This window comes from Burkholderia seminalis, from assembly GCF_001718535.1.
GTDB lineage: Bacteria > Pseudomonadota > Gammaproteobacteria > Burkholderiales > Burkholderiaceae > Burkholderia > Burkholderia seminalis.
Window position 1 is genome coordinate 176,031 of the sequence record NZ_CP013398.1, and the last position, 15,927, is coordinate 191,957.

Consider the following 15,927-nt stretch of genomic DNA (forward strand, 5'->3'; position numbering starts at 1 on the left):
GGGCTGGCGTGCGTTACGCGTATTCCGACATCGGCACGCACGAGCAGAACAGGTTGCGGTCGCCGTACGCGTTGTCCGCGCGGCCGACCGGCGGCCAGTACTTGTTCGTGCCGAGCGACGCGACCGGGTACGCAGCCTGCTCGCGCGAGTACGCGTGCGGCCATTCGTTCGCGGTGACGACGGCCGCCGTATGCGGCGCGTGACGCAGCGGGTTGTCCTCGCGATCGGCGCGGCCTTCCTCGACCGCGCGGATTTCCTCGCGGATCGCGATCATCGCGGCGATGAAGCGGTCGAGTTCTTCCTGCGATTCCGATTCGGTCGGCTCGACCATCAGCGTGCCCGGCACCGGGAAGCTCATCGTCGGCGCGTGGAAGCCGTAGTCCATCAGGCGCTTCGCGACGTCGTCGACGCTGATGCCGCTCGACTCCTTGATCGGGCGCAGGTCGAGAATGCACTCGTGCGCGACCAGCCCGCCCGGGCCCGAATACAGCACCGGGTAGTGGGGCGCGAGGCGCTTCGCGATGTAGTTCGCGTTGAGGATCGCGGTTTCCGTCGCGGCGGTCAGGTTCTTCGCGCCCATCATCGCGATGTACATCCACGAGATCGGCAGGATCGACGCCGAGCCGTACGGGGCGGCCGACACCGCGCCGATGCCTTCTTCGCCGCGCGCATAGCCGGTCGAACGCTGGTTCGGCAGGAACTTCGCGAGGTGCGCGCCGACCGCGACCGGGCCGACGCCCGGGCCGCCGCCGCCGTGCGGGATGCAGAAGGTCTTGTGCAGGTTCAGGTGCGACACGTCGCCGCCGAACTGGCCCGGCGCGGTCAGGCCGACCATCGCGTTCATGTTCGCGCCGTCGACGTACACCTGGCCGCCGTGCGCGTGCACGATCTCGCAGATCTCGCGGACGTTCTGCTCGAACACGCCGTGCGTCGACGGATACGTGATCATGATCGCCGCGAGGTCCTTCGAATGTGCTTCGGCCTTCGCCTTCAGGTCGGCGATGTCGACGTTGCCCTGGGCGTCGCAGGCGACGACCACGACCTTCATGCCGGCCATGTGCGCCGACGCCGGGTTCGTGCCGTGCGCGGATGCCGGGATCAGGCACACGTCGCGATGCGCTTCGCCGCGCGATGCGTGGTACGCGTGGATGATCAGCAGGCCCGCGTACTCGCCCTGCGAGCCGGCGTTCGGTTGCAGCGACACGGCCGCGTAGCCGGTGGCCGCGACGAGCATCTGCTCGAGTTGGTCGATCATCTCGCGGTAGCCGACGGTCTGCTCGGCCGGTGCGAACGGATGGATGCCGCCGAACTCGGGCCACGTGACGGGCAGCATTTCCGACGTCGCGTTCAGCTTCATCGTGCACGAGCCGAGCGGGATCATCGAGCGGTCGAGCGCGAGATCCTTGTCCGACAGGCTGCGCAGGTAGCGCAGCATTTCGGTTTCGGAATGGTGGCGGTTGAACACGTGGTGCGTCAGGTACGCGCTCGTGCGCTCGAGGCCGGCCGGCAGCGCGGCGACGCCGGCGAGGCCCGCGTCCAGCGCGTCGACGGCCGGTGCGGTGCCGCCCGCGGCCTGCGCGAACACGTCGAGCAGGTCGGCGAGGTCGTCGCGCGTCGTGGTTTCGTCGACCGACACGCCGACTTGCGTGTCGCTCACGCGGCGCAGGTTGATGCGCTTGGCTTTCGCGAATTCATGGACCTGCGCGGTGCGCGCGCCGGTGTCGACCGTCAGCGTGTCGAAGAACGTGTCGTTGACGGTCGCGAAGCCGAGCTGCTTCACGCCGGCGGCGAAGAGCGCCGCGATGCGGTTCACGCGCAGCGCGATCGTCTTCAGGCCGTGCGGGCCGTGGTAGACCGCGTACATGCTGGCCATGATCGCGAGCAGCGCCTGCGCGGTACACACGTTCGACGTCGCCTTCTCGCGGCGGATGTGCTGTTCGCGCGTCTGCAGCGCGAGGCGCAGCGCGGGCTTGCCCTGTGCGTCGACCGTCACGCCGACGAGGCGGCCCGGCATCTGGCGCTTGAATTCGTCGCGCACCGCGAGATAGGCGGCGTGCGGGCCGCCGAAGCCCATCGGCACGCCGAAGCGCTGCGTGTTGCCGATCGCGACGTCCGCGCCCCATTCGCCGGGCGGCGTCAGCACGGTCAGCGCGAGCAGGTCGGCCGCGACGACCACGTGGCCGCCGGCCGCATGGATCGCTTCGGTGAGCGCGCGGTAGTCGCGCACGTCGCCGTTCACGCCCGGGTATTGCAGCAGCACGCCGAATGCGTTCGCCTGCGCCGCGTCGGCGGCCGGGCCCGTCCTGACCTCGATGCCGACCGGCAGCGCGCGCGTGCGGATCACTTCGAGCGTTTGCGGCAGCACGTCGTCGGCGACGTAGAACACGTTCGACGCCGGCTTGCCGGTGCGCTGCAGCAGCGTCATCGCTTCGGCCGCGGCGGTCGCTTCATCGAGCAGCGACGCGTTCGAGATCGCGAGGCCCGTCAGGTCGGCGACCATCTGCTGGAAGTTCAGGAGCGCCTCGAGGCGGCCCTGGGAAATTTCAGGCTGGTACGGCGTGTAGGCCGTGTACCACGCCGGGTTTTCGAGCACGTTGCGCAGGATCACGGCCGGCGTGTGCGTGTCGTGGTAACCCTGACCGATATACGAGCGGAACACCTGGTTCTTGTCCGCGAGAACCCGCAGCGCGGCGAGCGCTTCGGCCTCGCTCTTCGGCTGCGCGAACGGGCCGAGCGGCAGCGTTTCGGCGCGGCGGATCGAGGCCGGGATCACGGCGTCGATCAGGGCGGCGCGCGACGCGAAGCCGAGCGTGTCGAGCATGGCCTGCTGGCTGGCGGCGTCGGGGCCGATGTGGCGTTCGGCGAACGCGTCGTGCGTTTCGAGCGCGGCGAGCGAGAGGGGCGTGCGGTTCATCAGGCGGTCCGGGTGTTCGAGCTTCATGGCGTGACTCTGGTCCCGCGCGGGCCGAGGCCGGCGCCACGCGGTTCGGGTAGGGAAATTAGTCGATCAGCTTGCCGTAGGCGGCTGCGTCGATCAGCTTGTCGGTCGATGCGCCGGCCGCGAGCTTGATCTTGAAGAGCCACACGCCGTACGCGTCGCTGTTCACTGCTTCCGGTGCGTCGGTGGCTTCTTCGTTGATGGCGATGATTTCGCCGGACACCGGCGAGTAGATGTCGGATGCCGCCTTCACCGACTCGACGACGCCGACGGCATCGCCTTCCTTCACTTGCTTGCCGACTGCCGGCAGTTCGAGGAACACGATGTCGCCAAGCGTGTTCTGCGCGTGATCGGTGATGCCGACCGTCAGCGTGCCGTCTGCCTCGGTGCGGATCCACTCGTGTTCGTCGGTGTATTTCAGCTCGGCCGGGACGTTGCTCATCGGTTGCTCCTGGATAAAAGGGTGTGATTCGTTCTTCTGGCGCGCCGCCATGGCACGCCGGGTAGGGTTGCGCCGGGTGCCATCTCCCGGCTTACCGGGAGGCAGGCCTCCCGGCCGTTACGCAGCGAGGACCTTGCCGTTGCGTACGAACGGCAGTTTTACCACGCGCGCGGGAAGATTCTTGTCTCGAATTTGCACCTGGATCAGGTCGCCGATCTGGACGGCGGCCGGCACGCGCGCGAACGCGATCGATTCCTGCATCGACGGCGAGAACGTGCCGCTCGTGATCTCGCCTTCGCCGTGCGGCGTGACGACCTTCTGGTGCGCGCGCAGCACGCCGCCCGCCTTGCCGTTTTCCTTCTGCAGGATCAGGCCGACGAACGCGGCGCGGGTGCCGTTGGCTTCCAGTGCGGCGCGGCCGACGAAGTCGCGCGGCGCGGTGAGGTCGACCGTCCACGCGAGGCCCGCGTCGAGCGGGGAGACGGTGTCGTCCATGTCCTGGCCGTACAGGTTCATGCCGGCCTCCAGGCGCAGCGTGTCGCGCGCGCCGAGCCCGCACGGACGCACGCCGTTTTGCTGCAGCGCGGCCCACAGCGCTTCGACGTGTACGGCCGGGACGATCACTTCGAAACCGTCTTCACCGGTATAGCCGGTGCGGGCGATGGTGAGGTCGCCGAACGGCGTGCCGGCGACCTGCGCGGCGTTGAACGGCTTCAGCTCGCTGGTCGCGGCGCGTGCGGAAGGCACCGTCGTCCACACCTTTTCGCGCGCGTTCGGACCCTGTACGGCGACGATCGCGAAGTCGCGGCGCGGCGCGATCGTGAGACCGAAGCCGCCTTGCTCGTTCAGCTGGTTGAACCACGCGATGTCTTTCTCGGCCGTGCCGGCATTGACGACGACGCGGAAGAATTCCTCGGTGAAGTAATAGACGATCAGGTCGTCGATGACGCCGCCCTGCGGGTTGAGCAGGCACGAGTAAAGCGCCTTGCCGGGCGTCTTGAGCTTGCCGACGTTGTTTGCGATCGCGTGCTCGAAGAACGCGCGCACGCGGCTGCCGGTGAAATCGATCACGCACATGTGCGACACGTCGAACATGCCGGCGTCGGTGCGCACGGCTGCGTGTTCTTCGATCTGCGAGCCGTAGTTGACGGGCATGTCCCAGCCGCCGAAGTCGACCATGCGGGCATTGAGCGCGCGGTGCGCGGCGTTGAGCGGGGTGTGATTCAGTGCAGTCATCGAGGCCTCAGGCAAGGCGCTTGCGCGCGGATCAGAACGGCCATGTGCCGACCGCCGCGGCCGATGGCCCGAGCGATCCGGTACATGCCCCTCTGTCCTCGATACCTGAGAGATTGCGCGGCGGGCAAAGCCCGGCCGGCGCGCGCCCCTTCGGTGGGCAGCCTGCCCGCGCAACCAGTGCGCTGCGGGCTACTGCCGCTCTCCAGAGTGCGGGGAGCGTATGGCCCGCGCAGTGCGCGGACGCGATTCCCCGACGCGGTCGGTCCTTTTGCCTGAGAGTTTGCGGGTGTGCCCCTTCGGCGGCGCAACCGGTGTCGAAACCACCCGGTTACACGCTCTCCCGACGCGTGCGGGCGACTGTACGCGAGCAGATGGGCATTGTCAATTTGGGCAAAATAATGTCGCTTCGCGACAAGCGGCGGCGTGAGGGGCCGCCGCTTTCGCCGACACCGGGAAGGGGCGGCGCTGCCGGGATTACTCGCCGATCGCGCGTGCGGCGGTGTCGAGTTCCTGGTTCAGCACGCGCTGCTCGTCGCCGGACAGGCCGCCGTTATGCTGGGCCGACATGTCGTTCGCTTCCTGGCGGATCACGTCGAGGCGGTGGTGCAGTTGCGCGCCGTACGGCGGCGGGTAGTAGCCGTTGTTGACGCGCGCGTCGATCCGGCGGTGCAGGTTGTCGATCCGGCCCTGGACCTCCTGCATGCGGTCGTTCGCGACGACCTGCGGATTCGGTCGCGGCGGAGGCGGCGGTGCCTGCCGGACCGGTCGCTGCGGCTGCACGATACAGGCCGCGAGCGTGGAAACCAGGACGCAGCATGCCGCTGCGCGAATCAACCGTTGCATCACATTCTCCTGACGGTTTGGTGTCGGATCGACTTTTTGAGAAACGCGTCAGACCGGATGACCGCTGACTTTCGTTCCCGCACCATTTGTAACGGAATGTTCCGGACCGTGCCGGCGGGGCGGCCCGCGCAGGGCCGCTGCCCGCGAACGACGCGGGAGGGCGACTGCGGCTGGGCAGGCGCCGGCCCGGCCGGCGGCCCGTCAGATGGCGCGGCGCACGAATGGTACCCGGCGGCCGTCGTGCTCGCTTTGCGCGGCAAGCTCGATGACGGTCATCACGTCGACGGCGTCCTGCGCGGTGATGGGGAACGGCGCGCCGTCGCGGATCGACGCCGCGAGCGCGCGGTAGAACTCAGCGTACTGGCCGTCGAGGGTCGGGATCGGGCGCTCGACCTCGACGTCGCCGTCGAGCACGCGCAGCAGGCCGGGCGGGTTGCCGCCGCCGAATTCGACGTCGTCCGCGGTGAGACCGGCCTTGAGCTGGTCTTCCTGCGTGTCGAGCCCGAACTTCTGGTAGCTGCCGCGCGTGCCGTGCAGCGTGAAGCGCGCGGGCTCGATCGCCGACAGCGCGCTCGCATGCAGCGCGACCTCCTTGTCCGGATAACCGAGCAGCAGGTGGACGAAATCGGGCGCGGTGCCATCGTCGCGGCGCGTCTTGACGGTCGCGCTCACCGTTTCCGGCAGGCCGAACAGCGCGAGCGCCTGATCGATCAGGTGCGGGCCGAGGTCGAGCAGCAGGCCGCCGCCGCGGGCCGGTTCCTCGCGCCAGCGCGTGCGCGGCGTCGGCCGGAAACGGTCGAAGTGCGACGCGAAATAGGTGAGGCGGCCGAGCTCGCCCGATTTGACGATGTCGCGCACGGTGAGGAAATCGCCGTCCCAGCGGCGGTTGTGAAACGGCGCGAACAGCCGGCTGCGCGCGTTCGCGAGCCGCGCGAGCGCGAGCGCCTCGTCGGCGGTGAGCGTGACGGGCTTGTCGACGACCACGTGGCGGCCGGCCTCGAGCACCTGGCGTGCGAGCGTGAAGTGCGTGTCGTTCGGCGTGGCGATCACCACGCACTCGATATCGTCGAGGCCGAGCAGCGTGTCGAGGTCGGGGACCACGCGCGCGCCCGGATACGCGGCCTGCGCGCGATCGGGCTGCCCCGTCGCGATCGCGGCGACTTCAGTGCGGCCGCTCGTGGCGATCACCGGCGCGTGAAACGTCGCGCCGGCGAAACCGAAACCCATCAAACCAATCCTGAGCAATGACGACATGGCAATTCCTGGCTGCGAAGGAAACTAAAGGATGGCGCGCCGAAACGGCGCGAAGACGACCGGCTATTTTGGCATGGCGCCGCCGCTTGCACAGGCACGTTGGGCGAAATGCGCGACGCGACGCAGCACATGCGCAAGGAAGGCCGGCATTTTGCGCGAGGCCGTGCGCCGCGCGCGGCATCGCGGGCTGCCCGGCTGAGCGGTGAACGGGCGGCGTGCGGCCCACACACCGCGTCATGCGGCTGCCCGTTGCCGCACGGCCGTTGCGACCTGAGAAGCCCACGCCGCGCACGCGGCTTCACCGGGATGGAAGCCGTCGGCGGCCATCAGGTGGCGCTCGAGCGGCAGGTCGACCCGCAGGAACGTGCAGTGCGGCTGCGTGCCGGCCCAGCCGGCGAGCGCCGCATTGAGCCGCTTCGCGCGCAGCCCGAGATACCACGCGAGCGGCTGCGGCAGCGCCGGGAAGCGCTCCATCGGCGGCACCGCCGACAGGATCGCGTGCCCGACCCGGAAGCGGGCGGCGAGCAGCCGCACCAGCTCGGCCTGCTGCGCCAGCCAGCGCGCGGGCGCCACGCCGCCCGTCACGTCGTTGACGCCGAGCGACGTGACGGCCACGTCGAACGGCTCGGCCGGCTCGGCGGCGAGCCACTCGACGAGCTCCCGGGTGGTGAGGCCCGTGCGCGCGAGCAGCTTCCAGCTCACGCGGTGCGTGGCCGCCAGCGCGTGCGCCAGTTGCCCGGCGAGCGCGTCGCGCTGCGTGGCGACGCCGACGCCCGCGGCGGCCGAATCGCCGACCACCAGCACGCGCAGCGGCGGGCCGTCGCCGGCCACGCCGTCGCGCGGGCCGGCCGCTTCGGGCAGCCGCGGCGTGACGCGCCGCACGTAGCACCCCTGCGCGAACAGCAGCGGGCCGAGGGCGGCGGTGGCGAACGGGTAGCCCATGAGGTCGATCCGGTGGTTGGTTCAGACGAATGAAATCGGACCGGCGCGGGTGGCGCCGGGGAGTAGGTATTGTGTCCGATCGCCGCGCGAACGGGGCCGGATTGGCCGAACGGGCAGGGACGACCGCGCCGGACGGACAGGGGGTGCCCGCCCGGCAAGCCCGCGCGGCCCCGTCCGGCGGCCCGCCCGAAATGCGCGCCGCCGACGTGTTAACATGCGCGTCCTGCCCGCGTGTCCGCCTGCTTCGCCAGCCTGTCGCGCACGGCATCCTCCCGGCGTTCCGCCGTCAACCGCAACACCATCCGTCATCATGTCCGCAGGCCTCAATCCCGCCCAGAACGAAGCGGTGCGCTACCTCGACGGTCCCTGTCTCGTGCTCGCCGGCGCGGGCAGCGGCAAGACCCGCGTGATCACGCAGAAGATCGCGCACCTGATCGAAGCGAAAGGCTTCGAGCCGCGCCATATTGCCGCCGTCACGTTCACGAACAAGGCGGCGGCCGAAATGCGCGAGCGCGTGTCGAAGCTGCTCGAGGGCAAGACGCTCACCACGCCCGGCAAGGAAGGCCGCAAGGTGCCCGTCAACCAGCTCACCGTCTGCACGTTCCATTCGCTGGGCGTGCAGATCCTGCGCCAGGAGGCCGAGCACGTCGGGCTGAAGCCGCAGTTCTCGATCATGGATTCGGACGACTGCTTCGGGATGATCCAGGAGCAGCTCGGCACGACCGACAAGGGGCTGATCCGCAAGATCCAGAGCATCATCTCGCTGTGGAAGAACGGCCTGATCATGCCCGACGAGGCGATGGCGATCGCGGCGAACGAGGACGAGCACCAGGCCGCGCTGGTCTACCGCAACTACGTCGCGACGCTGCACGCGTACCAGGCGGTCGACTTCGACGACCTGATCCGCCTGCCGGCCGAGCTGTTCGCGAAGAACGAGCAGGTGCGCGACCGCTGGCAGAACAAGCTGCGCTACCTGCTGATCGACGAGTACCAGGACACCAACGCGTGCCAGTACGAGCTGCTGAAGCTGCTCGCCGGCCCGCGCGCCGCGTTCACGGCGGTCGGCGACGACGACCAGGCGATCTACGGCTGGCGCGGCGCGACGCTCGAGAACCTCGCGCAGCTCGGCAAGGATTTCCCGAAGTTGCACGTGATCAAGCTCGAGCAGAACTACCGGTCGACGGTGCGGATCCTGACCGCCGCGAACAACGTGATCGCGAACAACCCGAAGCTGTTCGAGAAGAAGCTGTGGTCCGAGCACGGGATGGGCGATTCGATCACCGTCACGCCGTGCAACGACGAGGAGCACGAGGCCGAATCGGTCGTGTTCCGGCTGTCGGCGCACAAGTTCGAGCGGCGCGCGCAGTTCCGCGACTACGCGATCCTGTACCGCGGCAACTTCCAGGCGCGCATCTTCGAGCAGGTACTGCGGCGCGAGCGGATCCCGTACGTGCTGTCGGGCGGCCAGTCGTTCTTCGACAAGGCCGAGATCAAGGATCTGTGCGCCTACCTGCGGCTGATCGCGAACGCCGACGACGATCCCGCGTTCATCCGCGCGGTCACGACGCCGCGCCGCGGAATCGGCAACACGACGCTCGAGGCGCTCGGCTCGTTCGCGGGGCAGGCAAAGGTGTCGCTGTTCGAGGCCGTGTACATGGGCGGGATCGAGGCGCGGCTGTCGGCGCGCCAGGTCGAGCCGTTGCGGATGTTCTGCGACTTCATCCAGCGCCTGACCGAGCGCGCGGACAAGGAGCCCGCGACCGTCGTGCTCGACGACATGATGGAGGCGATCCACTACGAGGCGTACCTGTACGACGCGTTCGACGAGCGGCAGGCGCAGTCGAAGTGGCAGAACGTGCTCGAATTCCTCGAATGGCTGAAGCGCAAGGGCACCAAGCCCGAGACGGAAGCCGTCGACGGCGAGGCCGAAGGCTTCCACAACGCGGACGGGCTCGCCGATACGGGCAAGAACCTGCTCGGCCTGATCCAGACCGTCGCGCTGATGTCGATGCTCGAGGGCAAGGACGAGGATCCGGACGCGGTGCGGCTGTCGACCGTCCATGCATCGAAGGGGCTCGAGTATCCGCACGTGTTCCTGGTCGGCGTCGAGGAAGGCATCATGCCGCACCGCGGCGGCAGCGAGGACGACGGCCCGATCGACAGCGAGCGGATCGAGGAGGAGCGCCGGCTGATGTACGTCGCGATCACGCGCGCGCAGCGCAGCCTGCACCTGAACTGGTGCAAGAAGCGCAAGCGGGCCCGCGAGACGGTCGTGTGCGAGCCGTCGCGTTTCATCCCGGAGATGGGGCTCGACGAAGCGCCGCCGCCGACGCCGGAAGAAGCGCCGATGTCGCCGAAGGACCGGCTCGCGAGCCTGAAGGCGCTGCTGCAGAAGTAATGCGGTAGTCCGGCGGACCGGAAAGACAAAACCCCCGCGATGCGTGTGCGTCGCGGGGGTTTTTTACGGATGGCCCGGCGTGATTACTTCGACGCGTTGACCATGTAGTCGACGGCCGCCTTCACGTCGGCGTCCGACGCGGTCGACCCGCCCTTCGGCGGCATCGCGCCCTTGCCGTGCAGCGCGTAGTTGTAGACCGTGTCCATCGAGTCCTTCAGGCGCGGCGCCCAGTCCTCCTTGCTGCCGAACTTCGGTGCGCCGAGCACGCCGGCCGCGTGACAGGCTTGGCAGGTCGACGTGTACAGCGCCTTGCCGGCCGTTGCCGCGTCGGCGCTGGCCGGCGCGGCCGCGGGTTTTTCGCCGGCCTTCGGAATCGCGGCGATCGCGGCCATGGCGGCGGCGGCCTGCGCGTTCGACGCGTCGGCACCCGATGCGGCGGCGCCGGCGGCGGGCGCGGCATTGGCAGCCGGGGCGGCCGGTTCGGGGAAGTTCGCGCCGTCGTTGTTCGCCATGTAGACGATCGCGCGGGCGATTTCATAGTCGCTGACGTCGTCGGGGCTCGTGCCGCCGCGCGGCGGCATCGCGCCCTTGCCGGCGAGGGCCGTCTTCAGCAGCGTGTCGAAGCCTTGCGAGATGCGCGGCGCCCAGTCGTCCTTGTTGCCGAACTTCGGTGCGCCGGCGGCGCCGGTGCCGTGACAGGTCACGCAGACGGCCTTGTAGACCGCCTCGCCGGTCTTGTACGTGCGGGGCGCGTTGGCGTCCTTCACGTCGACCTTCGCGAGTGGCGCGATGCGCGCGGCGACCTGCTCGTCGGACAGCGCATCCGTGCCGGCGCCGGAACGGAACGCATGGTTCGCATAGTTGGCGAACAGGACGATCAGGATGATCGGAATCGCGAACGACGCGATGATGACGGCAATCAGCTGCCCGGGGGTTTTGACGGGAGATTCGTGGGGTGCTTCGCTCATGCTTGCCTCGTCTCCATGAATAGGAATTGTGAGCGCGGTGCAACGGCAAAATGGCAGTCCAATGAAGCACGGACGATTATAGACGGAACGTTTACATCACGGCGAGCGATGCGATGGCGCGTGTTTACCCGCACGCAGCAAGGCCCGGCGGCCATTCGGCGGGTAAGGTGGACGCGTCATGGGAAACCGGGTATCCTTGCCGTCTTGCCAAACGTGGGCGGCCTGTATATGGGGTCGCTTCACTGTCTCACGCGCCCGTAGCTCAATGGATAGAGTACTGCCCTCCGAAGGCAGGGGTTGCTGGTTCGATCCCAGCCGGGCGCGCCATATGGCCTGATTCCAGGCGTCGAGTTTCCCCGATCCGTTGTTCCGAAATCGGCCAGGCGTAGCGTCACCGCACGGCATTGCGTCGATCATCGTCATTTCCCGCACCGTCCCCACGCAATTCCCCGCCTCACCGCCGTGCGAGAATCTCCCGCAACGACAACTCAAGCGTCGATCGCGGCGGCCGTCCGCGCATCACGCCGACTCCCGATGGCAGCCCTTCCGTCTACCCCGACCACCGTCGATGCGCGCGCGCTGACCGATGCGCAACAGGCGCTGCTCGCGCGTCTGCACGCCTATTCCCCCGACGATCCACGCGCGCCGCTGCCGTACAGCCGGCGCCTCGCCGAAGCCGAAGGCTGGTCGCATGCCCACGCGCTGGCCGTGATCGACGAATACAAGCGCTTCGCGTTTCTCGCGCAGGCGGCCGGGCATCCGGTCACACCGTCGGTCGCGGTCGATGCCGCATGGCATTTCCACCTGCAGTACACGCTCGAATACTGGGACGTCTTCTGCGCCGGCGTGCTGCGCGCGCGGCTGCATCACATGCCCGGTACGGGCGCGTCGGACGAGGGCGCCGTGTATGCGCGGCGCTATCGCGACACGCTCGACAGCTATCGCCGGATGTTCGGCCACGAGCCGCCGGAATCGATCTGGCCGCGCCCGGTCGATCGGCCGGCCGAAGCGGCGGCGCCGCAGGCAGACGAGCCGGCCGCCGCTGCGCCGCGCCGCGCGTTGGGCATCCGGCTGCCGAAACTCGCGTGGCCGGCGGCCGCCGCAAGCGTCGCCGCGACCTGCGCATCGGCGCAGGACTTCAACGTGCTGGATTACACGGGGCCGCGGTTTCTCGCGTTCTACATTCCGGTCTGCATCGCCGCGCTGCTGCTGATCGGGCTCCTGCAACAGATCGAATACCGATGCCGGCGCAGGCGCGCATTCCCATCGGACCTGACCGCCGAGGAGGCCGCGTACCTCGCCGGCGACGCGTCGCGGGTCGTGCAGGTCGCGACGCTTTCGCTCGTCCATGCGGGCGCGATCGATCTGACGATGGCCGGACGGCTGGGTGGGCGCGTGCGGCTCATCGACGCGACTCGGGCGGGCGCGTACGCGGACGCATGCGAATGGCTGGCCGGGCAGCCTGACGGGGAGGCCAGCTTCGGTGCATTCCGCCAGCTGCTGGCGCGTCACGCTGCCGAGCACGCGAAATCGTTGCGCGCGCGTGGCTGCTTCTGGGCGCCGGGCGACCTGCGGACGGCGCGCATGGCCGCACGCGCGATTGCGCTGCTGGTGCTCGGCACGGGCGCGGCGAAACTGGCGGTCGGGCTGAGCCGGGGGCGGCCGGTCCTGTTGCTCGTCATCGGCATGGCGGCGTTTGCGATTGCGTACCGCATCATCGTGGGGCGGCTGACCGGATTCGGGCGGCCTGGCCTGACGGTGGGCGGGCAGGCGTCGCTCGCCGCGCGGCGGACCGTGCGCAGCGACGATCACGACGGGCCGGACGCATTGCTGTGGACCGCCGCGCTGTTCGGCGCGGGCGCGCTGGCCGGCACCGCATGGGCTGCACATTCCATGGTGCTGATGGAGCCGCCGCCGTTGGCGCCGGCCGCCGCACGGGCGGGCGGATCGACCGGTTCCTCCTACGGTTCGAGCGACTCGTCGTCGAGCTGCAGTTCGTCGAGTTCGTGCAACTCCAGCTCCTGCAGTTCGAGCAGTTGCGGCGGATGCTCGTCGAGCAACTGAGCGCGCCCGGTCACGAAGGCACGATGGGGACCGGGCGCCTTCGTCAATCGATCGCCGCATCCGCGGCGGTCGTCTCCTGAATATCGTCTCCGGCTTCGGTGTCCGCGGCGTCGATGATCGTGAACCAGTCGAACGCCGGCATCGCGGCGAGCTGGTCGGCCGTGGCCGCATACTCGTGCGGCGTGGCCCGCAGGTAACGCAGCCGGTCCGTCCACTCGGGCAGCGGGTCGGGCGACGTCGTCAGCACCACGTTCAGCAGATCCTGTTCGGCGCGTGCCGCGACGATCCGCAGCGCGGCCCGCACACGCTCGACGTCGCCGGCGGCGTCGAGGATCAGCACGCCCGGAATCGGCGCTTCGCGCGGCGGCAACTGCACGGCCGTGCCCTGACGTTCGACGCACAACCGGTAAAGTTCGCGATGCAGCGGCAGTTGCGCCTGCAGCGCGTCGCGCTTGCGCACGCGTGCCTGCGCGGTGCGGGCCAGCCGCCGGCGCAGTGCGGGTTGCGTGACCAGGCGGTCGATCGCGTCGTCCCACGCGTGCGGGTCGTCGCCGGCAAGCAGTACGTCGTCGCCGTCGTTCAGGCCGATGCGAAGCGCCGGCAGGTCGCTCGCCACCACGGCGATGCCGGCGGCCGCGAATTCCTGTCGCCGGATGGCGCCGGCCGCGTTGTCATCGGCATCGGCGAGCGGCAGCAACGCGATGTCCCAGTCCAGCGCGCGCAACTGCTGCGCATACGCGCGGTACGCATCGGGCGCGGGTAGGAAGGAGGCTGCCGGATGGTCCGCCCAGCCGGCGGGCGCGTGCGTGCCGAAGAGCTGCACGGCGACGCGGCCGGCGTGGCGCGCGCAGACCGCGCGCAGCGCGGCGTCCACGCGTGCGAAGTTGGCCGGCAGCAGCGCGTCGCCCGCGACGCCGATGGTCACGCGATCCGCCGCACGGGCCGGCACCGGCCGCAGGAACAGGTCGAGATCGACGCCGTCGGGCAGCACGAACACGCGTGGGTTCCACGGCCGGTAGCGGTGCGCGAGATCCGGCGTCGGGATGACGACAGCGCTGGCGTTGCCGAGCGTATACGCGATGCCCGTCCACGCCGGATCGTCCGGCGCCGCGGGCGGCGGGCAGTCGGTCGCATAAATCACCGGCTTGTCGAATTTGAAGATCGCGCGCAGGCCGTCGAGCGACAGCCGGCCCGGCGTGTGGCGATCGAGCAGCACGGCGTCCGCCGTGGCGATCGCGTTGCCGTCGGCCATGCCCCAGACGAATTCCCAATCGTTGCCGAGCCGCGCGAACGGCAGCGCGACGCGGCGCTGCACGGACGCACCGTCGACCGGATCGAGCGCATAGGCGACGAGGCGCTTCTTCTGCCAGGCACGCGGCACGTGCGCGCCGCCCGGCGCGGGTGCCGGTGCGCGAACCGGCCGCCGGCCCTGTTCGGCGAGCCACGCGTACAGCGTACCGTGGCGGATGCAGTCGGCATCGCCGGGGAGCACGTGTACCGCCGCATTGACGTGACGGTACGTGCGCGCGATCGCGTCCGACGGCACGACCAGCGCATCGGCACGCCGGATCGCGTCGTGCATCGCGGCCAGCCGGCGCGCGCTGCCGGCGACTTCCGGGCCATCGAGCGAGAGCGCGTCGAGCGGCCGGTCGAGATCGCAGACGACCGGCTTGCCGAGCGCGAACATCTGCTCGAGCGCGGGGCCCGACAGCAGGCTTGCGACCGCGCCGTGCAGGACGACGATGTCCGCCCGCTGGAGCGCGTCGAGGTCGATGCCGTTGCTGCCGACGGGAAAGTCCACGGCCCATTCGCGATCGAGCTGGCCGAACGGGGTGCCGAACCGCGCCGCGACGTGCGGGTGCGTGGCCGGTTCGGCGCAGACGACGGCCATGCGCCGCACTGCGCGCGCCGCTGCCGCCCGCGCGCCTGCCGGGCCATGCGAATCGGGCCGCGCATCGAGCGCGCTGGCATGGGCCTGGGTCTTGTCGACGAAGTGCCGCAATTGCCGCCAGAACGTTGCCTCTTCTTCCCGGTAGACGTCGCGCGCTTCATGCACGGTCGCTTTCGCGTGCGCGATTTCGCGCGGATCGAGTCCCCATGCGATGCCCTTGCCGCCCATCACCCAGCGCTCCGCGTCCGGCATCGACGCGTCGTTGAGGATGCACACGACCGGGCAGCCGCACAGCAGCGCTTCGAAGGCGATGGTGGACCACTCGTACAGGTACACGCATTCGACCCGGCGCAACAGTTCGGCGAGCTCGTGCGCGGAGCGCTCCGGCACGCGGCCGGAGATCTCGATGGATTCGGCCGTCGCCGGATGCAGGCTGCCGCCGCGGCGAAGGTGGCGGTTCAGGAAGACGGCCGTGCCGCTGCGGGTCGCGTCGTCGACGCCGTCGCAGTGGAAGATGCGCGTATCGACGAGCGGGATTCTCAGCAGGTCGGCCTGCCATCCGTCGGGCACGATCGTCGGCCCGAACGCGAACACGAGATCGGTCGGCGCCAGGTCGAGCGGGTTGCCGTTGATGCGGCCGGGTTCCGCGAGCAGATAGCGCGCGACACAGCGTGAACCGAACGGATTGCCCTCGACGATCTCGGGATACACGGCCACCGGGCTGCGGCCCGCTTCGAAGTGGGCCTGCGCGATCTCCTGCGTCAGCAACGGCGTGCGCAGCGCGGGATGCACTTCCGTGGTCTTGAGGTAGGCCTCGCAGCCGAGCAGGTTCAGTGCATGGCACAGGTAGTGCATCGCGCGCACGCCGCCCGACGTCTGCTTGTAGCCGGGCGCGGTGAGGTAGTACGGATGGTCGAGCGGCGCGAAGATGCGGGGCGAGTCGTTCATGGG

General features: G+C 69.5%; 10 protein-coding genes, 1 tRNA gene and 2 riboswitches. Of the genes, 3 read left to right on the top strand and 8 right to left on the bottom strand.

Annotated features, from left to right (window positions below):
- Positions 1-13 precede the first annotated feature (13 nt).
- The 6 genes from gcvP to WJ12_RS00770 form a co-directional block, all read right to left on the bottom strand.
- Positions 14-2,941, bottom strand: a complete 2,928-nt coding sequence (gcvP, locus tag WJ12_RS00745; RefSeq protein WP_059559430.1) for an aminomethyl-transferring glycine dehydrogenase — start codon at positions 2,939-2,941, stop codon at positions 14-16.
- Positions 2,942-2,999: 58 nt separating this feature from the next.
- Positions 3,000-3,380 (bottom strand): glycine cleavage system protein GcvH, encoded by a 381-nt coding sequence (gene gcvH / locus WJ12_RS00750; RefSeq protein WP_034188137.1) that lies wholly within the window; start codon positions 3,378-3,380, stop codon positions 3,000-3,002.
- 117 nt (positions 3,381-3,497) lie between these two features.
- On the bottom strand, positions 3,498-4,616 hold the full coding sequence (gene gcvT, locus WJ12_RS00755; RefSeq protein ID WP_034188136.1) for a glycine cleavage system aminomethyltransferase GcvT: 1,119 nt from the start codon (positions 4,614-4,616) through the stop codon (positions 3,498-3,500).
- Positions 4,617-4,698: 82 nt separating this feature from the next.
- Positions 4,699-4,832, bottom strand: a riboswitch (glycine riboswitch).
- 34 nt (positions 4,833-4,866) lie between these two features.
- A riboswitch (glycine riboswitch) is annotated at positions 4,867-4,969 on the bottom strand.
- A 121-nt stretch (positions 4,970-5,090) separates the two neighbouring features.
- On the bottom strand, positions 5,091-5,459 hold the full coding sequence (locus WJ12_RS00760) for a hypothetical protein (RefSeq protein ID WP_034188135.1): 369 nt from the start codon (positions 5,457-5,459) through the stop codon (positions 5,091-5,093).
- A 201-nt stretch (positions 5,460-5,660) separates the two neighbouring features.
- A complete protein-coding gene (locus WJ12_RS00765; protein ID WP_059559428.1) occupies positions 5,661-6,713 on the bottom strand; it encodes an oxidoreductase in 1,053 nt (350 codons plus the stop codon).
- 234 nt (positions 6,714-6,947) lie between these two features.
- Positions 6,948-7,655, bottom strand: coding sequence for an SGNH/GDSL hydrolase family protein (locus WJ12_RS00770; protein WP_059559425.1), 708 nt, complete (start codon positions 7,653-7,655; stop codon positions 6,948-6,950).
- A 310-nt stretch (positions 7,656-7,965) separates the two neighbouring features.
- Here WJ12_RS00770 and WJ12_RS00775 point away from each other — a divergent pair, with 310 nt between their 5' ends.
- A complete protein-coding gene (locus WJ12_RS00775) occupies positions 7,966-10,053 on the top strand; it encodes a UvrD-helicase domain-containing protein (protein WP_034188132.1) in 2,088 nt (695 codons plus the stop codon).
- A gap of 83 nt (positions 10,054-10,136) precedes the next feature.
- Here WJ12_RS00775 and WJ12_RS00780 read toward each other — a convergent pair whose 3' ends face one another.
- Positions 10,137-11,021: a c-type cytochrome gene (locus WJ12_RS00780; protein ID WP_034188131.1), complete on the bottom strand. Its 885-nt coding sequence runs from the start codon at positions 11,019-11,021 to the stop codon at positions 10,137-10,139.
- A gap of 251 nt (positions 11,022-11,272) precedes the next feature.
- On the opposite strand from WJ12_RS00780, the gene WJ12_RS00785 reads away from it, so the two are divergent.
- Together WJ12_RS00785 and WJ12_RS00790 are read left to right on the top strand one after the other, a co-directional pair.
- Positions 11,273-11,348: transfer RNA gene (locus tag WJ12_RS00785), tRNA-Arg, on the top strand.
- 207 nt (positions 11,349-11,555) lie between these two features.
- Positions 11,556-13,085, top strand: a complete 1,530-nt coding sequence (locus WJ12_RS00790) for a TIGR04222 domain-containing membrane protein (protein ID WP_059559423.1) — start codon at positions 11,556-11,558, stop codon at positions 13,083-13,085.
- A 43-nt stretch (positions 13,086-13,128) separates the two neighbouring features.
- On the opposite strand, the gene WJ12_RS00795 is transcribed toward WJ12_RS00790, so the two are convergent.
- Positions 13,129-15,924: a glycosyltransferase family protein gene (locus tag WJ12_RS00795; RefSeq protein ID WP_059559417.1), complete on the bottom strand. Its 2,796-nt coding sequence runs from the start codon at positions 15,922-15,924 to the stop codon at positions 13,129-13,131.
- Positions 15,925-15,927: the final 3 nt, after the last annotated feature.

Excerpts from the sequence above, each read along its gene's own strand:
- gcvP (WP_059559430.1), bottom strand. The coding sequence starts at position 2,941 with ATGAAGCTCGAACACCCGGACCGCCTGATGAACCGCACGCCCCTCTCG.
- gcvH (WP_034188137.1), bottom strand. The coding sequence starts at position 3,380 with ATGAGCAACGTCCCGGCCGAGCTGAAATACACCGACGAACACGAGTGG.
- gcvT (WP_034188136.1), bottom strand. The coding sequence starts at position 4,616 with ATGACTGCACTGAATCACACCCCGCTCAACGCCGCGCACCGCGCGCTC.
- WJ12_RS00760 (WP_034188135.1), bottom strand. The coding sequence starts at position 5,459 with ATGCAACGGTTGATTCGCGCAGCGGCATGCTGCGTCCTGGTTTCCACG.
- WJ12_RS00765 (WP_059559428.1), bottom strand. The coding sequence starts at position 6,713 with ATGTCGTCATTGCTCAGGATTGGTTTGATGGGTTTCGGTTTCGCCGGC.
- WJ12_RS00770 (WP_059559425.1), bottom strand. The coding sequence starts at position 7,655 with ATGGGCTACCCGTTCGCCACCGCCGCCCTCGGCCCGCTGCTGTTCGCG.
- WJ12_RS00775 (WP_034188132.1), top strand. The coding sequence starts at position 7,966 with ATGTCCGCAGGCCTCAATCCCGCCCAGAACGAAGCGGTGCGCTACCTC.
- WJ12_RS00780 (WP_034188131.1), bottom strand. The coding sequence starts at position 11,021 with ATGAGCGAAGCACCCCACGAATCTCCCGTCAAAACCCCCGGGCAGCTG.
- WJ12_RS00790 (WP_059559423.1), top strand. The coding sequence starts at position 11,556 with ATGGCAGCCCTTCCGTCTACCCCGACCACCGTCGATGCGCGCGCGCTG.
- WJ12_RS00795 (WP_059559417.1), bottom strand. The coding sequence starts at position 15,924 with ATGAACGACTCGCCCCGCATCTTCGCGCCGCTCGACCATCCGTACTAC.